Annotated in this window: 12 protein-coding genes; 7 read left to right on the top strand and 5 right to left on the bottom strand. The window is 71.1% G+C overall.

The genetic code is table 11. The features are described 5' to 3' along the window. Window positions 1-6 precede the first annotated feature (6 nt). Genes BLO63_RS17815 through BLO63_RS17805 form a run of 3 tightly spaced genes read left to right on the top strand, consistent with a single transcriptional unit; the run spans window position 7 to window position 13,860 of the window. Window positions 7-2,784, top strand: a complete 2,778-nt coding sequence (locus tag BLO63_RS17815) for an ATP-binding cassette domain-containing protein (RefSeq protein WP_091443405.1) — start codon at window positions 7-9, stop codon at window positions 2,782-2,784. Next, window positions 2,781-4,922, top strand: a complete 2,142-nt coding sequence (locus tag BLO63_RS17810) for an AMP-binding protein (protein WP_091443402.1) — start codon at window positions 2,781-2,783, stop codon at window positions 4,920-4,922. The genes BLO63_RS17815 and BLO63_RS17810 overlap by 4 nt, the downstream gene beginning before the upstream one ends. Continuing rightward, window positions 4,915-13,860: a type I polyketide synthase gene (locus BLO63_RS17805; RefSeq protein ID WP_244517952.1), complete on the top strand. Its 8,946-nt coding sequence runs from the start codon at window positions 4,915-4,917 to the stop codon at window positions 13,858-13,860. Before BLO63_RS17810 ends, BLO63_RS17805 begins: the two co-directional genes overlap by 8 nt. A 12-nt stretch (window positions 13,861-13,872) precedes the next feature. Here the strand turns inward: BLO63_RS17805 and BLO63_RS17800 are convergent, their stop codons facing one another. The 4 genes from BLO63_RS17800 to BLO63_RS17785 form a co-directional block, all read right to left on the bottom strand. Continuing rightward, entirely contained in the window at window positions 13,873-14,382 is a 510-nt protein-coding gene (locus tag BLO63_RS17800) for a DoxX family protein (protein WP_091443398.1), read from the bottom strand. Continuing rightward, the gene (locus BLO63_RS17795) at window positions 14,379-15,149 is read right to left on the bottom strand and encodes an HvfC/BufC N-terminal domain-containing protein (RefSeq protein WP_091443396.1); all 771 of its coding nucleotides are present in this window, start codon (window positions 15,147-15,149) and stop codon (window positions 14,379-14,381) included. Before BLO63_RS17795 ends, BLO63_RS17800 begins: the two co-directional genes overlap by 4 nt. Window positions 15,150-15,152: 3 nt before the next feature. After that, a complete protein-coding gene (gene bufB / locus BLO63_RS17790) occupies window positions 15,153-16,067 on the bottom strand; it encodes an MNIO family bufferin maturase (RefSeq protein ID WP_091443394.1) in 915 nt (304 codons plus the stop codon). A 74-nt stretch (window positions 16,068-16,141) separates the two neighbouring features. After that, entirely contained in the window at window positions 16,142-16,429 is a 288-nt protein-coding gene (locus BLO63_RS17785; RefSeq protein ID WP_091443391.1) for a BufA1 family periplasmic bufferin-type metallophore, read from the bottom strand. Between the two features lie 186 nt (window positions 16,430-16,615). On the opposite strand from BLO63_RS17785, the gene BLO63_RS17780 reads away from it, so the two are divergent. Then, window positions 16,616-17,152, top strand: coding sequence for a sigma-70 family RNA polymerase sigma factor (locus BLO63_RS17780; RefSeq protein WP_091443388.1), 537 nt, complete (start codon window positions 16,616-16,618; stop codon window positions 17,150-17,152). Window position 17,153: 1 nt separating this feature from the next. Further along, on the top strand, window positions 17,154-17,792 hold the full coding sequence (locus tag BLO63_RS17775; RefSeq protein ID WP_091443386.1) for an NrsF family protein: 639 nt from the start codon (window positions 17,154-17,156) through the stop codon (window positions 17,790-17,792). A gap of 27 nt (window positions 17,793-17,819) precedes the next feature. On the opposite strand, the gene BLO63_RS17770 is transcribed toward BLO63_RS17775, so the two are convergent. Further along, on the bottom strand, window positions 17,820-18,263 hold the full coding sequence (locus BLO63_RS17770) for an SRPBCC family protein (protein ID WP_091443384.1): 444 nt from the start codon (window positions 18,261-18,263) through the stop codon (window positions 17,820-17,822). 154 nt (window positions 18,264-18,417) lie between these two features. Here BLO63_RS17770 and BLO63_RS17765 point away from each other — a divergent pair, with 154 nt between their 5' ends. Next, window positions 18,418-18,834 (top strand): VOC family protein, encoded by a 417-nt coding sequence (locus tag BLO63_RS17765; protein WP_091443381.1) that lies wholly within the window; start codon window positions 18,418-18,420, stop codon window positions 18,832-18,834. A gap of 12 nt (window positions 18,835-18,846) precedes the next feature. Then, entirely contained in the window at window positions 18,847-19,932 is a 1,086-nt protein-coding gene (locus tag BLO63_RS17760; protein ID WP_091443378.1) for a WD40/YVTN/BNR-like repeat-containing protein, read from the top strand. The last annotated feature ends 5 nt before the right edge of the window (window positions 19,933-19,937 follow it).

The raw sequence follows: 19,937 nt of genomic DNA, 5'->3' as shown, positions 1-19,937 counted from the left end.
GCCGCCATGTCCAACCGGCATTTCGACTGGTTCAAGAAACACGAGACCGAGGATGAGGTGCAGCATAAGCTGCAGCGCCTCTACGGGCTTGCCTGCGACCGGCTGGCGATGAAGCCGGACAGCGGCTTCATCGCCGCCGCCATGGCCGCCAATCCGGAAGAGGCCCGGCGTGACCCGGTGCGGCGGCTGGCGCATCACCTGTTCACCTACAAGCTGGCGATGCCTACCGGCGCCTGGGGCCTGCTGGGGCTCGGCCTGCTGCATTCGGTGCTGCTGGAAGTGGCGCGCGAGGATGGCAAGAAGCCCGCGCCGGTGCGGATTCCGCGCACCGAGGCGCATGACCTCAACGGTCTGGCGAGCCGGCTGCTGCTGCCGGATGTGGACCAGAAGGATGTGCGCCGGGCGGCGGCCTTCGTCGAATATCTGCTGCAGTCCAAGGGGCCGCGCGGCTTCATCAAGTTCGGGCGCAAGATGGGCGCCAATGGCAATGTGGACGCCGCAAGCCTGGCCGTGGCCGGCATCTCCGCCGGGGCGCTGGAGCTGAAATGGCAGGACGCCATTCGCGCCGGCACGCCCGAGAGGGGCCCGACCCATTTGCTGGCGTGGGTGGCGAAGGCGGCGGCACGGCACAAGCTGCTGCTGTTCTGGTTCCTGCTCGCCAATGCGGTGCAGATTCTCTATGCCGTCTATGTGCCGCTCTGGCTGCAGGCGCTGTTCGACGAGGGCATCAAGCCCAGCAATGTCGCGGTCATCCGCACCTATCTCGCCTATCTGACCTGGGGCTTCCTGGCGGCGTCGTTCTTCGGCGTGATCCTCGACTACACCGTGGCCAAGCTCGGCCCGCGCATCCTCAATGACCTGCGCGCGCGCATGTTCGCCAAGATCAACAACATGGATGCGCGCGAGCTTGCCAGTTCCGACACCGACGAGATCATCGCCGATTTCTCCAACGACATCACCGTGGTGGAGAAGGCGGTGATCTGGGCGGTGCCCGGCCTGTTCTCCAAGGGGCTGATGCTGATCGGCTCGGTGGTGGTGGCCTTCTCGCTGGACACCCAGCTCGCCATCGCCACCCTGGTCTCGCTGCTGATCGCGTTCTGGCTGCCGAGGGGCTTCAGCAAGCGCGCCGTGCGCTACAATTACGAGCGCGGCGCCGAGGACGCCAAGGTCGCCCATGTGGTCAAGGAAACCCTGCTGATGCAGCGGGTGATCCGCATCTTCGGCCTGCGCGAGCTGCAGGCCAAGCTCTTCACCGGGCAACTGGGCCGGCTGTTCAAGGCGAGCTACCACCAGTATTTCTCGTCCGGCCTTGTGGGCCGCATGACCAGCTTCGGCGTCAGCGCGGCGCAGCTGCTGGTCATCGGCCTCGGCGCCATGCAGTCGGTCGAGGGCGAGGTGTCCTCGGGCACGATCGTCGCCTTCATCACGCTTCTGCTCACCATCGGCGGCGCCGCCGGCTTCATCGGCGCCCAGCTGCCGCTGCTGATCCAGGGCGTCGGCGGGCTGGAGCGGGTGCAGGCGCTGCTCGGCAAGCCCGACGCCGCCCCCGATCCCGAGCGGCCGGAATCCATCGGCGGCAAGGTGAATTCGCTGCGCTTCGACGAGGTGAGCTTCAGCTATGACGGCAGCGCCCCGACGCTCGACAAGGTGTCGCTGACCATCGAGTGCCCGCGACGGGTGATGGTGGTCGGGCCGTCCGGCTCGGGCAAGTCCACCATCCTGCGGCTGATCGAGAACCAGTTCTCGCCCGGCAGCGGCCATGTCCGGGTGAACGGGGTCGACATGCGCCTTCTGGGGGAGGAGCAGGTGCGCTCGCTTATCTCACTGGTGCCGCAGGAGACCATCCTGTTCCAGACCTCGGTGCGGGAGAACATCCGCATGGGCAAGCTCGACGCCAGCGATGCCGAGGTCGAGGCTGCCGCCAAGGCCGCCGACATCCATCCCATCATCATGTCCCTGCCCGACGGCTACGACACCGATGTCGGCGAGGGCGGCAGCAAGCTCTCGGGCGGGCAGCGCCAGCGCATCGCCATCGCCCGCGCCATCCTGCATGACCCGCAGATTATGCTGCTCGACGAAGCGACCTCGGCACTCGATCCGGCCAGCCGCGTGGCGGTGGAGGAGACGCTGCGCAAGGTCACGCAGGGGCGCACCGTGGTTGCCGTCACCCATGACCTGACCCAGTGCGAGCAAGCCGATCTCGTCTATGTGGTGAAGGCGGGCCGGGTGGTGGAGAGCGGCACCCACCAGTCGCTGCTCGACGCCGATGGCGTCTATGCCGATCTGTGGCAGCGCAGTGTGATCGCCGGGGCGGAAGGCGCCGTGCCGCGCGAGCAGCTGCTCGACCGGCTGCGCAAGCGCCCCCTGCTGCAGGGTGTGCCGGCCGAGTTCCTTGAACGCCTGCTCGCCCGCATGACGGTGGAAACGGTGGGCCCCGACACGGTGCTGATCGAGGATGGCCAGCCGGCCAACCGGCTGATCTTCATCACCCAAGGCGAGGCGCAGCAGAGCGTGCGCCTGCCCGACGGCACCTTCATGTCGGTAGAGGTGTTGGAGGCCGGCGATGCGCTGGGTGAAAACGCGGCACTGGAGAACGCCGAGGAGTTCACCCGCGTGGTCACGCGCAAGCCCTGTCATCTGCTGACCATCGACCACGCCACGCTGCGCGGGCTGCTGGCCGCCCATCCGGAGATCGAGCAGCGGATCGTGTCCACCTTCACACCGCGCTACGAGGCGATGATGAAGCACTATGCCTGGCTGAAGCTGCAGGTGCCGACGCTATGAACGCTGTCCTTCCCGCTGGTACCATCGCCACCCGGCTGGCGGCGCTGGCCGAGAGCCCCGAGGACCGCTGGTCCATCACTTTCCTCGACAGCCATGGCGCGGTGTTCGAGCGCTGCGGCGCGGCGGAACTGGCGGCGCGGGCCGCCCGCGTCGCCGGCTTTCTGGAGCGCGAGAGCGCACCCGGCGCGCCGGTGCTGCTGGTGTTTCAGCCCTGCGTCGACTTCCTGGTGGCGTTCCTCGCCTGTCAGTGGTCGGGGCGCCTCGCCGTGCCGATCAACCCGCCGCGCCGGCACCGGCTGATCCAGCGCCTGCAGGCGGTGGCCACCGACAGCGGCGCCGCCATTGCCCTGACCGGCGGCGGGGTGGCCGAGCAGTCCGCGCTCTGGCAGGCCGATAGTCCTGAGCTGGCGGCGATCCGCTGGCAGGATGTCGGCGACATCGACAGCGATCCGGCGCAGGCCACTCCCCTGCGCGCGGTAGACCCCACCGCCACCTGCTTCATCCAGTACACGTCAGGCTCCACCGCCCTGCCCAAGGGGGTTGAGGTGAGCCACGCCAATCTCATGGCCGACATGGCGCGGATGGAAGAAGCGTGGGGCCTGTCGCCGGCGAGCACCATGGTGACATGGCTGCCGGCCTTCCATGATCTCGGCCTGATCTTCGGGTTGCTGCAGACGCTGTATTCCGGCTGCCCGGTCGTGCAGATGGCGCCGAACAGCTTCCTGCAGCGCCCGCTGCTGTGGCTGGAGGCGATCAGCCGCTTCCGCGGCACCCACACGGCGGCGCCCAGCTTCGCTTATGATCTGTGCGCCCGCCGCATCCCGCCCGAGGCGCGCGCCGGGCTCGACCTCGCCTCCCTCGTCATGGCGATGAACGCGGCCGAACCGATCGATCCGCAGGTGATGGAGGATTTCATTACCGCCTTCGGCCCGCACGGCTTTCGCCGCGAGACGTTCGCCCCCGCCTATGGGCTGGCCGAATCGACGCTGGCCGTCACCGCCAGCCCCGTGGGCGTGGCGCCCCGGCTGTTTCCCCTCGATGCCGCCGCGCTAGAGGCGGGGCGCATCGCCGAGGCGGGCGCGGCATCCCGGCGCCACCTGATCCCGGGCAGCGGCGCGCCGCTGCCGGATGTGGCGGTCGCCATCGTCGATCCTGAGACCGGGCGCCGCCAGCCGCCCGACCGGGTGGGCGAGATCTGGCTCGGCGGCCCCACCATCGCGGGCGGCTATTGGCGCCGGCCGGAGGAGAGCGCCGCCACCTTTGGCGTGCGGGTGGCCGACGAGGACGAACCGACCGGATATCTGCGCACCGGCGACCTCGGGGCGCTGATCGACGGCGAGCTGTGCGTCACCGGCCGCATCAAGGACCTCATCATCCTCTCCGGCGCCAATCACTACCCGCAGGATATCGAGCGGGTGGCGCAGGGCGCGCATCCGGCGCTGCGCGCGGGCGGCGGCGCGGCCTTCGGTCTGGTCGGCGAGGCCGGCGGGGAGCAGGTGGTGCTGGTGCAGGAGTTGGAGCGCACCCAGCGCCGCACCGACCCGGCGCCGCTGTTCGGCGCCATCAGCGCGGCGGTGTGGCAGACACTGGAGCTCCAGCTCTCCCGCATCGTGCTGGTGGAACCCGGCGCGGTGCTGCGCACCTCCAGCGGCAAGATCCAGCGCGCCGCCAACCGGCAGGCCTGGCGCGAGGGCGCGCTGCCCGTCATCGCCGAATGGCGCAGCGCGCGGCAAGAAGCTCTCGACGCGGCGCGAGAACCCCAGCCGGCCGCCCCGGCAAGGGCCCTTGCGATGGAGGCGCCGGCGCTGGAGCACTGGCTGCGCGACTGGCTGGCGGGCCGGCTTGCCCTGCCGGCCTCCGCCGTGCCGGTGGATCGCGGCGTCGGCGAGCTCGGCCTCACCTCGCTCGATGCGGTCGACCTCGCCGGGGCGCTCGGCACCCATCTCGGCCGTGCCCTGCCGCAGACCCTCGCCTTCGACCACCCGACCATTGCCGCCATGGTGGCGCATCTGACCGGGGTGCCACCGGCGAGCCCGGCGCAAGCCTCGCCTTCGATACCAGCCCCGCCGCCGGGTGCCGGCGGCGACCTGGAAGAACTGTTGTCGCTGATTGAGGGAGGCGCCCGTGGCCATGACTGAGGATCGGCGCGCGGGCCTGCTGACCCGGCTGAGCCGGCTGCACCCCGAACAGATCACCGATCTGATGCTGGCGCTGGAAGGGCGCATCGACGCGCTGCGGGCCAAGACGGCGCGGGCGCGCCAGCCGGTGGCGATCATCGGCCTTGCCGCCCGTTTCGCCGAGGCCGCCTCCGCCCCCGCCTATGGCGCGCTGCTGTTCGAGGGACACGACGCCGTCCGTGCCGCTCCCGCCGACCGGCCGGAGCGCGAAGGATTGCCGCCCGGCGGCTATATCGAGGGGGTGGAGCGCTTCGATCCCGCTTTCTTCGGCCTTCGGCCAATGGAGGCCGAGGCCATGGACCCCCAGCATCGCCTGGCGCTGATGCTGGCCTTCCAGGCGCTGGAAGATGCCGGCTATGCCGATGCCGCCCGGCGGCCGCGCGCCACCGGGGTTTTCCTCGGCCTCGGCGCCAATGAATATGAGGCCCGGTTTCAGGCGACCGACACGCTGTCGCCCGCCGCCATTCTCGGCAATGCCGGCTCGATCGCCGCAGGGCGCATCAGCCATTGGCTCGATGCCACCGGCCCGGCCCTCGTCATCGACACCGCCTGCTCCTCCTCGCTGGTGGCGGTGCATGCGGCCTGCCGCGCGCTGCGCAGCGACGAATGCGACCTCGCTCTGGCCGGCGGGGTGAACCTTACACTCGACGCCGATGTCACCGCCGCGCTCGCCGCCGCCGGCATGCTGGGCCCCGGCCATGCCTGCCGCACTTTCGACGTGGGCGCCGATGGCTATGTGCGCGGCGAGGGCGGCGGGCTGGTGGTGCTGAAGCGCCTCTCCGACGCCCTGCGCGACGGCGACGCCATCCGCGCCGTCATCCGTGGTTCCGCGATCAATCATGACGGCCATTCCAGCGCGCTCACCGCCCCCAATGGCGTCGCCCAGCGGGCGGTGATCGCCGCCGCGCTGGCCGATGCCGGCCTGTCGGCGCGGGAGGTGCAGGCTGTCGAGTGCCATGGCACCGGCACGCCGCTGGGCGATCCGATCGAAGTGCAGGCGCTCGCCGCCGCCTATGGCGAGGGGCGCGCCGCACCGCTGCTGCTGGGCTCGGCCAAGACCAATATCGGCCATCTGGAGGCCGCCGCCGGCATTGCCGGCCTGATCAAGATGGTGCTGGCGCTGGAAGCCGGGCGGCTGCCGGCCACGCTGCACCAGTCTGAGCCCAATCCGCGCATCGCCTGGAACGAACTCCCCGTGCACGTCGTCGACCGGGCGATGGACTGGCCCGACGGCGATACGCGCCGGGCCGGGGTGAGCAGCTTCGGCTTTTCCGGCACCAACGCCCATCTCATTCTCGAACAGGCCCCGCCGGTCGAGGCGGCCGCCAACGACACGCCGCTGCCGGCCATCCTTGCCTTCTCCGTCCCGGATGCAGAGGCCCTGCGCCGGGTGGCCGCCGGGCTGGCCGATCATCTGGCCGCCGATCCGCAGGCCTCGCTGGCCGGCATCGCCGCGGCGCTGAACGCCGGGCGCGGGCGGTTTCCCCATCGCGCCGCGCTGCTGGCGCGCACCCATGAGGAGGCGCTGGCGGGCCTGCGCGCCATTGCCGAGGGCGAGACGCCGCCGCTGGGCGCTACCGGCCAAGCCATGGCCGAGCGACCGAAAATCGCCTTCCTGTTTTCCGGCCAGGGCAGCCAGTGGCCCGGCATGGCAGCGGAGCTTTACGAGGCCGACCCGGCCTTCCGCGCCAGGGTGGATGCGGCCGGCGTGCAGCTCGGCGTCGATCTCGCCGCGCGCATGTTCGACCCGGCAGGCGAGCCGTTGACCGACACCGCCGAGGTGCAGCCGGCGCTGTTCGTGCTGGAAGTCGCGCTGGCCGAGCGGCTCAAGGCGTTCGGCATCGTGCCCGATATGCTCGCCGGCCACAGCCTGGGCGAATGGTCCGCCGCCTGCGTCGCCGGCATGCTGCCCTTCGAGGCGGCGCTCGATCTGGTGGCGGCGCGGGGCGCGCTGATGGGCGCGCTGCCGCGCATGGGCGAGATGGCGGCCGTGTTCGCGACGCGGGAACGCCTCGCCCCGCTGCTGGAGCCTTACGACGCCCGGCTCGACATCGCCGCGCTCAACGCGCCGGAAGAGGTGGTGGTGTCGGGGGAGAGCGAGGCGCTGGCCGCCCTGCTCGCCGCTCTCGACGCGCAGGGCATCCGCAGCCAGCGCATCGCCACCAGTCACGCCTTCCATTCCCACCTGATGGATTCCGTGGTGGCGCCGTTCGAGGCGAAGGTGCGCGGCGCGGCGCTGTCGGCGCCGCGCCTGCCCTTGGTCTCCAACGTCACTGGCGACCTTTCCGCCGATCTTCGCGATCCCGCCTATTGGGGGCGGCAGATCCGTCAGCCGGTGCGCTTCGGCGCCTGCCTCGAGACGATGGCGGGCGAGGGCGTGCAGGTCGTGGTGGAAATCGGCCCGGCGGCGACGCTGGTCGGCTTCGCCCAGCGCGCCCCCGGCTTCGAGGGCCGTGACGTCCGCTTCACACCGACCCTCCGCCGCAACCGCGCGGCGGGCGAGACGCTGGCGCTGGCGCTGTGCCGCCTGTTCGTCGCCGGCCTCGACGTGGAATGGCCGGCCAGCGGCGCGCCGCGTGCGCACCTGCCGCCCTATCCCTTCGCCGGCGAACGCCACTGGGTTGACGCTCCCTCCCGGCGGCCGGTGGCGCCGCTCGCCCTGCACGCACCCGCGATCCCCGCGGCGGCGGTCGTGACCGCCCCCCCGGCGCCGAGCCGCGAGGAGATCCGCGTCGGCATCGCCGCCAGCCTGCGCCGCAGCCTGCAGCTGAGCGAGGCCGCGCTTGCCGGCGACGCCGGCTTCTTCACGCTGGGGGTGGATTCGCTCGCCCTCACCGAGGCGCTCTCCACGCTGGAGCGGCGGTGGAAGGTGGCGATTCCGCGCCGCGAGCTGTTCACCACCCTCACCACGCCGCGGGCGCTGCTGGAGCGCGTGCTGGGCGAGGTGGAGGCCAAGGCCTCGACCTCTGCCGCCGACCCCGCCGCTGCCGTTTCGACTCCGCCGAATTCCGCCATCCCGAACTCTGCCGCTATGGGTGCGGCGACGGAGGCCCATGTGTCCAGCCCAGCCCTGCCCCCGCCGGACGCTCCTCCCGCCCCGCCGGCCGAAACGCTGAGCCCGCAGGCGGCCAGCTTCATCACCGATTTCGCAACCCGCTACGGTGCCACGCATGGCGCTTCCCGCCACCAGCGCGAAGCCTATGGCGCGGTGCTGGCCGACAGCCGGGCGGTGGCGGGCTTCCGACCGGAGACCAAGTCGCTGCTCTACCCGATCATCGGCGTGAAGGGGCAGGGCAGCCATGTCGTCGATGCCGACGGCAATGACTATGTCGACCTCACCATGGGCTTCGGCGTGCAGCTGCTCGGCCACAACCCGCCCATGGTGGTGGAAGCGATCCAGCGGCAGATCGCCGAGCAGGGGCTGTTCCTCGGCCCGCAGGCGGAGAAGGCCGGCGAGGCCGCTGCGGCCATCGCCCGGCTCACCGGCAATGAGCGAGTGCTGTTCTGCAACACCGGCACCGAGGCGGTCATGACCGCGCTGCGCCTCGCCCGCCACGCCACCGGCCGCTCACTAGTGGCGATGTTCGCCGGTTCCTATCACGGCCATTTCGACGGCACGCTGGCGCGTTCCGGCACGGACGGCGCCAGCCTGCCGCTCGCCAGCGGCACCCCGCCCGGCATGCTGGCCGATGTGGTGGTGCTGGACTATGCCGACCCCGAGGGCAGCCAGAGCGCGCTGGAAGCGCTGGGCGACCGGCTGGCGGCCGTTATCGTCGAGCCGGTGCAGAGCCGGCGCCCGGGCCTGCAGCCGCGCGACTTCCTGCACTGGCTGCGCGGCTTCACCTCCCGCACCGGCGCGGCGCTGATCTTCGACGAGGTGCTGCTCGGCTTCCGCGTCGCCGCCGGCGGGGCGCAGGCCTGGGCCGGGGTGCGGGCTGATCTCGTCACCTATGGCAAGATCGTCGGCGGCGGCCTGCCCATCGGCGTCGTCTCCGGCAAACGGGCTTTTCTCGACGGCATCGACGGCGGCGTCTGGCCGCTGGAGGGCGCCGGCGGCCCCAAGGCCGAGCGGACCTTCTTTGCCGGCACCTTCAACAAGAACCCGCTCGCCATGGCGGCGGCCTCCGCCATGCTCGGCCATCTGGAGGCGTCAGGCCCGGCGCTGCAGGAGCAGCTGAACGCCCGCACGCAGGCGCTGTGCCACCGGCTCAACGCGGCGCTGGAGGAAGATGGCAGCCCGCTGCGGGTGGAGCACTTCTCCTCCGTGCTGCGCTTTTCCGGGGCGAGCGACCTGTTCTACAGCCAGCTGATCTCGCGCGGGGTCTATGTCTGGGAGGGGCGCACCTGCTTCCTTTCCACCGCTCATAGCGAGGAGGACCTCGACACGGTGGAGCGGGCGGTGCGGGAGAGCGCCCGCGCCCTCGCCACTGTCGGGCTGATGGGCGGGGCGTCGCTGCCGGCCGCGCCCGACGCGCCTCGGACCATCGTCACCGCCCCCGGGCAGCAGGCGCTGTGGACGCTCGCCGCCTTCAGCCCGGAAAGCGCTGCCGCCTATAACCAGTCGCTGGTGCTGCGCCTACCCGGGCCGCTCGATGCGCCGGCGCTGAACGCGGCGCTGGCCGATCTCGTGGCGCGCCATGACAGCTTGCGGATGCGCTTTTCCGACGGCGGCGGCGAGGCGGTGATCGAGCCGCACGCCATCGTGGCGCTGGAAGAGGCCGATCTGCTCGACGACGTCGCCGTCGACACCTGGGTGCGGCAGGCGGCGGCGCGGCCGTTCGATCTGGCGCGCGCCGGGCAGCTGCGGGCAGGACTGCTGCGCTGCGGGGCCGAGACGGCACTGGCGCTGATCCAGCCGCATATCGTCACCGATGGCTGGTCGCTGCAGGTGCTGGCCAATGAGCTGGGCCTTCTCTACTCCGCGCGCCTGGCGGGGGTTGAGGCAGCGCTGCCGGCGCCCGTCGCCTATGAGCGCTTCGCCACCTTTGCCCGCGACGCCGCCGCCGACGCGGAAGCGGCCACCCATTGGCAAGCCGTCTTCACCAGCCCGCCGGCCCCGCTGGACCTGCCCACCGACCGGCCGCGCCCGCCGCTGCAGACCTATGTGGGCGGCACCGCGCGGGCGCTGCTATCGCCCGACCTCGCCGCCGAACTCGCGGCACGGGCGCGGGGGCTCGACTGCTCGCTCTTCACCCTGTGCCTTGCCGCCTATGGCCAGCTGCTGGCGGAACTTTCCGGCCAGGACGATCTGGTGGTGGCGATCTTCGCCGCCGGTCAGCCGCTGGTCGGGGAGCCGGGACTGACCGGCTATTGCATCTCCACCGTGCCGGTGCGGCTTGCCGGCCTGGGGGGCGATGCGCTCACGGCCACCCGCGCCGCCATGGCGCAGGCGATGGCCTTCCCCGCCTATCCGCTCTCCGCCATCGTCAAGGCGAGCGGCGTGCGGCGCGACCCCTCCCGCCCGCCGCTGGCGAGCGTATCGTTCAACCTCGACCGGGTGGAGAAGCTGGCCCCCTTTGCCGGGCTGGCGCCTTCCATCCGCGCCAATGCCCATGGCAGCGTGCGCTGGGACCTGAACTGGAACCTCGAATCCAGCGAGGAGGGCCTCGTGGTCGAGGCCAATTTCAACACCGACCTGTTCGATACCACGCGCGTCGAGGGCTGGGTCGCCCGCTACCGCGCTTTGCTGGAAACAATCGGCACGGCCCCCATTGAGGCGGCCCCGGAGGCGGCCCCGGTTGTCGCCCCGCCGCCGACCAGCCTCGCCGATCACGTCGCGCACTGGGCGGCGCTGCAGCCGGAGGCACCGGCGGTGGTCGACCGCGAGGGCACGCTCAGCTGGGCGGAGCTGGCGCGCGCCAGTGGCGCGCTCGCCATGCGGCTGGCGGTGCAGGGCGTGCGGCGCGGCGATCGCGTCGCCTTCTGCCTCGCGCGCGGCGCCGGCCCGCTGGTGGCTATGGCGGCGGCGAGCCATCTGGGTGCGGCCTTCGTCCCGCTCGACCCGGATTATCCTGCCGATTACCGCGCCAGGCTTCTCGCCGAAAGTGGTGCTAAGGTGCTGGTGGCGGATGGCGCCCTTGAGGGCGAGCCGGCCACGGTGCCCGTGCTCGGCTGGAGCCGTCATCCGGCAAAGATAGCGCCGCCCTCGCGGGCGACCTGCACGGCCGACGATCTCGCCTATATCCTGTTCACCTCAGGCTCCACCGGGCGACCGAAGGGGGTGAGGGTGTCCTGCGGCGGGCTCGATGCCTATGCGCAGGCGCTGCTGCACCGGCTGGCCCTCCCGGGCCCGCAGGTGTTTGCCATCGCCACCTCGTTTGCCGCCGATCTCGGCTATACCAGCGTCGTCGGCGCTATCGCCTCCGGCGGCACGCTCAACGTGGTGGACGCCGCGACCGCCCGCGACCCTGCCGCCTTCATCGACTGGATGGCGCACCATCCGGCCGACGTGCTGAAGATCGTCCCCAGCCATCTCGCCGCGCTGATGGCGCATCCCGAGGCGGCGGCCCTGCTGCCCCGGCAGGCGCTGATCTCAGGCGGCGACGTGCTGACCTTCGGCCTGGTCGAGAGGCTGAAGGCGCTGCGGCCGGAGTTGCGCGTCTTCAACCATTACGGCCCGACCGAGACCACTATCGGCTGCACCATGGTGGAGGTGACGCCGGCGCTTGCCGCCGGCGCGCAGGCGTCGGACCGCGTGCCGGTGGGTTCTCCGCTCGGCGACGCGCGGATCGACATCGTCGACGGGGAGGGCGCCGTGCTGGCGCCAGGTGAGACCGGCGAAATCCGGGTGAGCGGGGCGGGCGTGGCGCTGGGCTATGTGGAGCCGGCCGATGCCGCGCCGACCGCAGATACCGAACCCACTGCCGCCGGCTTCGTTCGGCTGGCCGACGGGGCGAGCGCCTACCTCACCGGCGATCTCGGCAGCCGGGATGAAGACGGGCTGATCCGTTTTCTCGGTCGCAAGGACGACATGGTAAAGATCCGTGGCCACCGGGTCGATCCCAATGGGGTGGCGGCGCAGCTGCGCGCCTGCCCCGGGGTGCGCGATGCCGCCGTGCTGGCGCTGCGCGAAGAAGACGGCACGGTGCGTCTTGTCGGCGCGGCGGTGGCGCCGGGGGAAAGCGCGCAGAGCCTCGGTGCCCTGCTCGCCGAGGCGTTGCCGGAGGCGCAGCGCCTGTCACGCCTGCTCCTCCTTGAGACGCTGCCGCTCACCGCCAATGGCAAGGTCGACCGGGCGGCGCTGCGGGCGCTGTTCGCCGCGCCGCCACCGCGCGAAAGCGTCGCGCCCGCCGCGCCCGCTGACGCGCAGGACCCGCTCGCCACCGTTCTGGCGCTGTGGCGGGAGCTTTTCGCCTCGCTCGGCGCGGCGGACGCCATCGGCCCGGACGATGATTTCTTCGCGCTGGGCGGCGATTCGATCATGGCCATCCAACTGGCCGGCAAGGCCCGGGCGGCGGGCTGGCTACTCTCCCCCGCGCAGATCTTCACCGCGCCGACGCCGCGCGCGCTGGCCGCGCTCATCAAGCCGGCGTCGTCCGGCGCGGCGGAGGAGCGCGGGCCGGTCACGGAGCCGGTGCCGCTGACGCCGATCCAGGACTGGTTCATGGGGCTCGCCATGCCCGACCGCCGGCACTGGGCGCTCACCGCCGTGTTCGACCTGCCCCCCGGCACAAAGGCCGAGGCGGTCGAGGCGGCGCTGGCCGGCGCGATGCAGCGCCATGACGGGCTGCGCGTGCGCCTGCAGGAGGGGCCGCCGCCGCTCCAGCAGGTCGAGGGCGCGGCGACCCTGCCCGCTCTGCTGCGCGAGCGGGTGCCGGTCGGGCGGGATGTGTCGCCGACCGAGGACGCGATGGCCGACCGGCTGGTGGCGATGCTCGACCCCATGGCGGGCCGCCCGTTCGCCGCCGGCATGATCGAGGCCGGCGCGGTGCTGCATCTCGTCCTCGCCGTGCACCACCTCGTCTTCGACATGGTGTCCTGGGCGATCCTCGCCGACGATCTCGCCAAGGCGCTGTCCGACCCGCCGCAGCCGGCCCTGGCGCCGCCTACCTCCTGGTCATGGTGGTGCCGCCACCAGGCGGGGATGGGGGCGGCCTTCGAGGCCGATCGCCCCTATTGGCAGCAGGTGGCGCAGGCACCCACCGCTGTTCCGCTCGATCACCCGGACGCGCCGGACGTTGAGGGCGCGGCGCAGACCCGCGATCTGCGGCTGGAGGCGGCGCTGTGCCAGCCGCTGCTGGCCGATCTTACCGAGCGCTTCGGCCACCAGCCGCAGGAGAGCGCGCTCGCCCTCATCGCCCGCCCGCTGGTGCAGTGGACGGGGGGAGCGCTCCAGATCGAGCTGGAAGGCCATGGCCGCGAGCCGGGCGATGCCGCCATCGACCTGTCGCGCACCATTGGCTGGTTCACCACTCGCTATCCACTGGCGCTGCCGGGGCAGGCGAGCGACCTGCCGGGCTGGCTGCTGGCGGTCAAGGATCTGGCGCGGGCCGCAGCGGGGCGCTCCATGGGCTACGGCCTGCTGCGCACCGCCGCCGTGCCGCTGACCGGGGCGCGGCCGCTTGTGTCGTTCAACTTTCTCGGCGACATCAGCCGCTTCGGCCATGCCGGCCTCGCTCTGGTGCGGCTGGGCGCCGGCCGCGAGCGGGCGGCGCAGGCGGCGCGTCCGCACCGCCTCGCCTTCAATTGCTGGCAGGAGGGCGGCGCCCTGGTCATTCGCTGCGAATTCGGCGCCGGCCACAACGCGGCGACCATCGAGCGCCTGCTCGCCGCCATTCGCGACGAGGCCGAGGCCTGCCGCTCGGTAGCGGCGCGCTCGGAGCGCCGCTATTCGCCGAGCGACTTCGCGGCGCTCGACCTCAGCCAGGAAGACCTCGACACGCTGACCCAGTTCAGCTGACCGGTGGCGATCTCAAGGTTGTGACGGGGACGACCGCCGCCACAGCCCTTCCACCCCGAGCGGGCCGCCGCCGAACACCACCAGCGCGAACGCCATAGCGGCCCAGGGCAGATGGAAATTCGCCCAGCCCTCGGGAATGGTGAGCTGGATGATGGCGGTCATGACCAGCAGGCCGAGCGCGGCGAAACGGGTGCCGAGGCCGAACAGCAGCATCAGCGGCAGCACGATCTCGCCGGTTCCCGCCGCCGCCGCCATCAGGGTGGGGAAGGGATAGGCATAGCTGCCGCCGAACAGGTGCAGCCGGAACTCTTCCTCGAACAGGAAATGCGCCCCGGCCGACAGGGTGAGGAAGCCATCCCATTTGGTCAGGCCCGACAGGAAGAACGGCACCGCCAGCGCGACGCGCAGGCCCAGGAGCGGCAAAGCGGACGGGATCGACGCCAGCAGTCCCTCCGCCCGCGCGATGGGCGCGAGAAGCGGGAGCGGCCGGCGCTGCGGCAGGACACGAGTCTCGATCGTCATGGCACGTCCCCATGGTGAATGTCGGCAAAGGCGCCGAGGCTGAGAAGGCCGACCAATGCGGCGCCGAAATCGAAGGTGGGTTGCTCGGTGAGCGCGGCCTCCGCCGCCGCGCCGAGCGTGCCGCCGGCAAACAGCCGGGCGGCGAACAGCCCGTCCTGTGCCGGCAGGACATGGACGTTCACCGCCATCTCCGGCCGCACGACCAGCACGGTCTCGGGCTGCCATGCCTCGATGTCGGCGAGCTCCGTGCCCTGATGCGCCGCCCAGATCGCCCCGACCGGATGGGGCGAGCGCAGCAGCGTCGCGGAAGGATGCGGAAACAGAACGAGCCCTGCCAGTGCCTCCGGGGCGAGGCTGGCGAGCCGGGCAAGGGCGAGCGGGGTCGCATCCGCCGCGTGATAGGCCTGCGTCCAGGCTGCCTCCAGCCGGGCGACATCGGGGAGATAGGGCAGCGCCTGCGCCGGGCCGAAGCCGGCAATGAAATCGGGAAAATCGTCGCCATAGTTGATGATCAGCGGCGAGGATGGCTTGCGGTCCTGCGCATAGGCCCGCGCCATGCCGGCGAAGAACTCCGCGCCCACCAGCTGTTCCGTCACACCGAAGCGCTGCGCCAGCGCCCGGGTCAGCCCGACATGGACATTGTTGCGATAGACCGCGAAGCGTGCGGCGTCGGCGGTGCCGCTTGCGCCCGTCAGGCCCACGGGCAGGGGGGCGTCGGCATGAAGCAGCGCCTGCGCGAAGGCATGCTGGCCTGTGGCGAAGTCCATGGCTCAGCCCGCCCGTTTCAGCACATTGCGCCGCGCCGCTTGCGAGGCGATCAGCGCGTCGACGCGCACCGCTTCGGCGTGCAGCGTGGGAAAGGCCGGCACGTCATTGTCCCATTCGATCAGCGTCGGCACCGGCCCGGTGCGGGCCAGCGTGAGGTCGTACAGCGCCATGACGTCGGTCTTGACCGGCGAGCCATGGGCGTCGATCAGCAGCCGGTCGCCGGCACCGTCCACGGTCTCGTCATAGCCGGCGAGGTGAATCTCGCCGACGCGCTCGACCGGGAAGCGGTCGATATAGGCCGCCGGGTCCAGTCGGTGATTGACGCAGGACACCATCACATTGTTGACGTCGAGCAGCAGGCCGCAGCCGGTGCGGGCGGCCACCGCCTCCAGAAAATCGATTTCGTCGATCGTGCTCTCGGCGAACAGCAGATAGGTCGACGGGTTCTCCAGCAGCAGCTGCCGCCCGATCGCCTGCTGCGCCTCGTCGACATGCTGGCTCACCCGCGCCAGCGTTTCCGGCGTGTAGGGCAGCGGCAGCAGGTCGTTGAGAAAGCCGGTGTCGTGCGTCGACCAGGCGAGGTGTTCGGAAAAGCTCTGCGGCCGGTAGCGGTCGATCAGGTCGCGCAGCCGGCGCAGATGCGCCGTGTCGAGCGGGCCCGCCGCGCCGATGGAGAGGCCGACGCCGTGCAGCGAGAGCGGGTAGAGGCCGGCCACCGCTTCCAGATAATGGTGCGGCGGTCCGCCGGCGCCCATGTAGTTCTCGGCATGGACCTCGAAGAAGCCGACATCCGGCCGGGCCTCCAGCACATGGCTGTAGTGCTCGGGCTTGAGCCCGAGCCCGGCGCGGGCGGGCAGGCCTTTGAGGGTCGGATAGCCTTCGCGGGCGTGAAAGTCCTCGCAGGCGACAGCGTTCATCGTCGTGTCTCGCGGCTGGTGGACGGGGCGATCACGGGAGGAGGAGGCCCGCGGCGCGGGCCTCCCGGGTCGGCTCAGCTCTTGATCGGGGTCAGCGAGCCCATATGCATGCCGCCCTTCATGGTCACGCAGGTGCCCTTGGGAACCGCCTTCCAGGCATTGCCCTGGTAGTCCATGGTCGAGGTGCCGGCGCAGGTGGTGCCGGCGCCCGCGGCGCAGTCATTCTGGCCCTTCAGGGCGACGCCGTAGCACTTCTCGTTGCCGACCATCTTTTCCGGCGACAGCGGGGCGGCGAAGGCGGCGCCGGCAAGGGCGGTGGCGAGCGAGCCGGCAAGGGCGAGAGCGAGGGTCGGGCGGTTCATGGTCGTCTCCTGTTGAACGGTGCGGCGGGCCGTGCTTGACCCTGCATCGGTCCATTCGAGACAAGGGGCGCCGGTGTTACGCTCCTCTTCGACACGAATTCGTGATGAGGTAGGCGTAGCGGTTGGAGATTATTTCCGCCCTCCCGTAACAAGGCGGCCCGGGCGCGCGAAAAGGAGAGACCGGCGTTGACCGGCAAGAACGAGCGCGAACTTGCCGATCTGCTCCGCGCCGCCATTGCGGGCGATGAGCGCTGCTATTCAGCGTTTCTCGACCGTGTTGCGGGCCTTGTCCGTGCCTATGCGCGCGGCAAGATCACCCATGGCGGGGTCGATGCGGAAGATGTGGTGCAGGAGGTGCTGCTGGCGATCCATCTGAAGCGCCATACATGGCTGCCCGAGGCGCCCGTGCTGCCCTGGGTCTATGCCATTGCGCGCTTCAAGCTGATCGACGCCTTCCGCCGGCGCGGCCGGCGGGTGGAAATCGACGTCGACGACATTGCCGAGACCTTTGCCCAGCCCGAGGTCGAGACCGTGAGCGAGCGCGACATCGGCCGGGCACTGGAGGGCCTCGCCCCCACGCAACGCTCGGTGGTGGCGGCGATTTCGGTCGACGGCCGCTCTGTCGAGGAGACCGCGCGGAAATTCGAGATGACGGAGACGGCGGTGCGGGTGGCGCTGCACCGGGGACTGGCCGCGATCGCGCGGCGATTTGGACGCGAGTGACATGAACACGCAAGACCTCATCCGGGCGATGGCCGCCGATACACGCCGCCAGGCACTGCCGCTGGGCACCGCCTGGCGCGTGGCGATGGGGCTCGCGCTTGTGCTGGCGGGTGCGGTGTTCGCGCTCGCCCTCGGTCCGCGCCCCGATGCGCTGGCCTCGCTGGAGACGGCGCGCTTCGTGTTCAAATTCGTGGTGACGCTCGCCTTGGCCGCCAGCGCGTTCGTCCTGCTGCGCCGGCTGGTGCGGCCGGGCGAGGCGGCGCGCGCGCCGCTCGGCTGGCTGCTGACCGGGCCGCTGCTGCTGATCGCCGCCGTGGGGCTGGAACTGCTGGCGGTTCCCTCGTCCGACTGGGCGGAACGGCTGATCGGGGTCAATGCCCGGGTCTGCCTCACCTTCATACCGCTGATCGGCGCCGCGCCGCTGGTGGTGTTCCTGGCGGTGCTGCGCCATGGCGCGCCCACGCGCCCGGCTTTGGCCGGGGCGGTGGCCGGGCTGCTGGCCGGGGGAATGGCGGGCGCCTTCTATGCCGCGCATTGCCCGGACGATTCCCCGCTTTTTGTTGCCACCTGGTACAGCCTGGCCATTGCCGGCCTCGCGGTGGCCGGCGCTGTTCTCGCCCCACGCCTGGCGCGCTGGTAGGCCGGCGATCCCTCGCCGCCGGCGTCGCTAACCGGGGATTTCCGGCTCGACCAGCCGCGCGAGGTTTTCCAGCGACTGCTGCCAGCCGAGAGTGCAGGCCTGGGGCGGGATGGCGTCGGGGATGCCCGCCTGCACGACCTCCAGCTCGGTGCCAACCGACACCTCGCGCAAGCTCACGCTCACCTGCATCTCGCCGGGAAGCGCGGGGTCGTCGAAGCGGTCGGTATAGCGCAGGCTGCGGCCGGGGCTCAGCTCCTGATAGGTGCCGCCGAAGGCATGGCTGGCGCCGGTGGTAAAGTTGCGGAACGCCATGCGGAAGGAGCCGCCGACGCGGGCGTCGAGATGATGCACGGTGCAGGTGAAGCCGTTCGGCGGAATCCATTTCGCCAACGCGTCCGCCTCCGTGAAGGCGCGGTAGAGCTTGTCCGGGCTGGTTGCGAGGACGCGGTGCAGGCGTATCGTGCTGGGCATGGCGGGTGAGCCTCCTGATGGGTGGATCGTGCCCGAAGGACGAACGGCCTTCACCGGCCCCGACACGCCCCGCATCTTTTTTCCGTGGCGCTGTCGGTTCCGCGCCCCGCCCTTCGTCCTTGGTTCGTCGAGGCGGGCCAGAGGGAGAACCGCAATGAACGTGCAGGCCTATCTGATGTTCAACGGGCGCACCGAGGAGGCGCTGGCGTTCTACACCCAGGCGATCGGGGCGCAGGTGACGGCGCTGATGCGCTTTGGCGAGGCGCCCGAGCCGCCGCCGCCGGGCATGATACCGGAGGGCTGGGACGACAAGGTGATGCATGCCAGCTTCCGCGTCGGCGAGGCCGAGCTGATGGCCTCCGATGGCTGCCAGTCGGACGCGGCGGGCTTTGCCGGCGTCTCGCTGGCGCTGTCGGTCGCGACAAAGGAAGAGGCCGAGACGCGGTTCGCCGCCCTGGTGGAGGGCGGGCAGGTGACTATGCCGCTCGGCCCCACCTTCTTCGCCCCCGCCTTCGGCTCGCTGGTCGACCGTTTCGGTGTGTCCTGGCTGGTCGTGGTCGTGGCGAGTTGAGGGGAGGGGGCAATGGCACGGCAGGTTTTTGTCCTTGTCGGCACCCGCAAGGGCGCCTTTGTGCTGGAGAGCGACGCGGCGCGGCGCTCCTGGCAGCTGCGCGGCCCGTTCTGCGAGACCTGGCCGACCAATCATGTGGTCGCCGATCCCGCCAGCGGCACGCTCTATGCCGGCGGCGGCAATGAATGGTTCGGCCCGGCGGTGTGGAAATCGACCGATCTCGGCGCCAGCTGGACCCATTCGAGCCAGGGCCTCGCTTATGAGGCCGGGCAGGACCCGGTGAAGTCCGTCTGGAGCCTGGCGGTAGCTGGCGACGGCACGCTCTATGCCGGGGTCGAGCCGGCGGGCCTCTTCCGCAGCACCGATGGCGGGGAGAGCTGGACGCATCTCGACGGCCTTCAGAAGCACCCGAGCCGGCCGGAATGGAGCCCCGGTGGTGCCGGTCTGATCCTGCACTCGCTGGTGCTGGACCCCGCCGATCCGAAGAAGATCTGGGTCGGCATCTCAGCCGCCGGCGTGTTCGCCAGCGAGGATGGCGGGCTCACCTGGGAGGCCCGCAACCGGGGCACCCGCGCCGACTTCATGCCGGAGGGGCAGAACTATCCCGAATTCGGCCAGTGCGTGCACTGCCTCGTCATGGCGCCGGGCGGGCGCGGGCGGCTGTACCAGCAGAACCATTGCGGCATGTACCGCTCCGACGATGGCGGCCGCAGCTGGGAGAGCATCGAGAAAGGCCTGCCCTCCTCCTTCGGCTTCCCGGCGGCGGTGCATCCGCGCGACCCGGATGGGCTCTATCTCATCCCGCTGAACGGCGACATCAAGGGGCGGTTCATGCCGGAGGGCAACGCCGCCGTGTGGCGCACGGGCGATGCCGGCGCCAGCTGGCAGGCGCAGCGTACCGGCCTGCCGCAGGGCGGCGCCTATTTCAACGCGCTGCGCCAGGCAATGGCGACCGACACGCTGGAGCCGGCCGGGGTGTATTTCGGCAGCAATGCCGGCGGGCTCTATGCCAGCAATGACGAGGGCGCGACCTGGGACTGTCTCGCCCCGCATCTGCCGACCATCACCTCGGTCGAAACGCTGGTGCTGGAGCGGTGAAGGCG

The organism is Ancylobacter rudongensis, assembly GCF_900100155.1.
Taxonomy (GTDB): domain Bacteria; phylum Pseudomonadota; class Alphaproteobacteria; order Rhizobiales; family Xanthobacteraceae; genus Ancylobacter; species Ancylobacter rudongensis.
The sequence above is the reverse complement of the archived record's forward strand: the minus strand, read 5'-3'. Positions and strand labels throughout refer to the sequence as shown.

Excerpts from the sequence above, each read along its gene's own strand:
- BLO63_RS17815 (WP_091443405.1), top strand. The coding sequence starts at position 7 with ATGTCCAACCGGCATTTCGACTGGTTCAAGAAACACGAGACCGAGGAT.
- BLO63_RS17810 (WP_091443402.1), top strand. The coding sequence starts at position 2,781 with ATGAACGCTGTCCTTCCCGCTGGTACCATCGCCACCCGGCTGGCGGCG.
- BLO63_RS17805 (WP_244517952.1), top strand. The coding sequence starts at position 4,915 with ATGACTGAGGATCGGCGCGCGGGCCTGCTGACCCGGCTGAGCCGGCTG.
- BLO63_RS17800 (WP_091443398.1), bottom strand. The coding sequence starts at position 14,382 with ATGACGATCGAGACTCGTGTCCTGCCGCAGCGCCGGCCGCTCCCGCTT.
- BLO63_RS17795 (WP_091443396.1), bottom strand. The coding sequence starts at position 15,149 with ATGGACTTCGCCACAGGCCAGCATGCCTTCGCGCAGGCGCTGCTTCAT.
- bufB (WP_091443394.1), bottom strand. The coding sequence starts at position 16,067 with ATGAACGCTGTCGCCTGCGAGGACTTTCACGCCCGCGAAGGCTATCCG.
- BLO63_RS17785 (WP_091443391.1), bottom strand. The coding sequence starts at position 16,429 with ATGAACCGCCCGACCCTCGCTCTCGCCCTTGCCGGCTCGCTCGCCACC.
- BLO63_RS17775 (WP_091443386.1), top strand. The coding sequence starts at position 17,154 with ATGAACACGCAAGACCTCATCCGGGCGATGGCCGCCGATACACGCCGC.
- BLO63_RS17770 (WP_091443384.1), bottom strand. The coding sequence starts at position 18,263 with ATGCCCAGCACGATACGCCTGCACCGCGTCCTCGCAACCAGCCCGGAC.
- BLO63_RS17765 (WP_091443381.1), top strand. The coding sequence starts at position 18,418 with ATGAACGTGCAGGCCTATCTGATGTTCAACGGGCGCACCGAGGAGGCG.
- BLO63_RS17760 (WP_091443378.1), top strand. The coding sequence starts at position 18,847 with ATGGCACGGCAGGTTTTTGTCCTTGTCGGCACCCGCAAGGGCGCCTTT.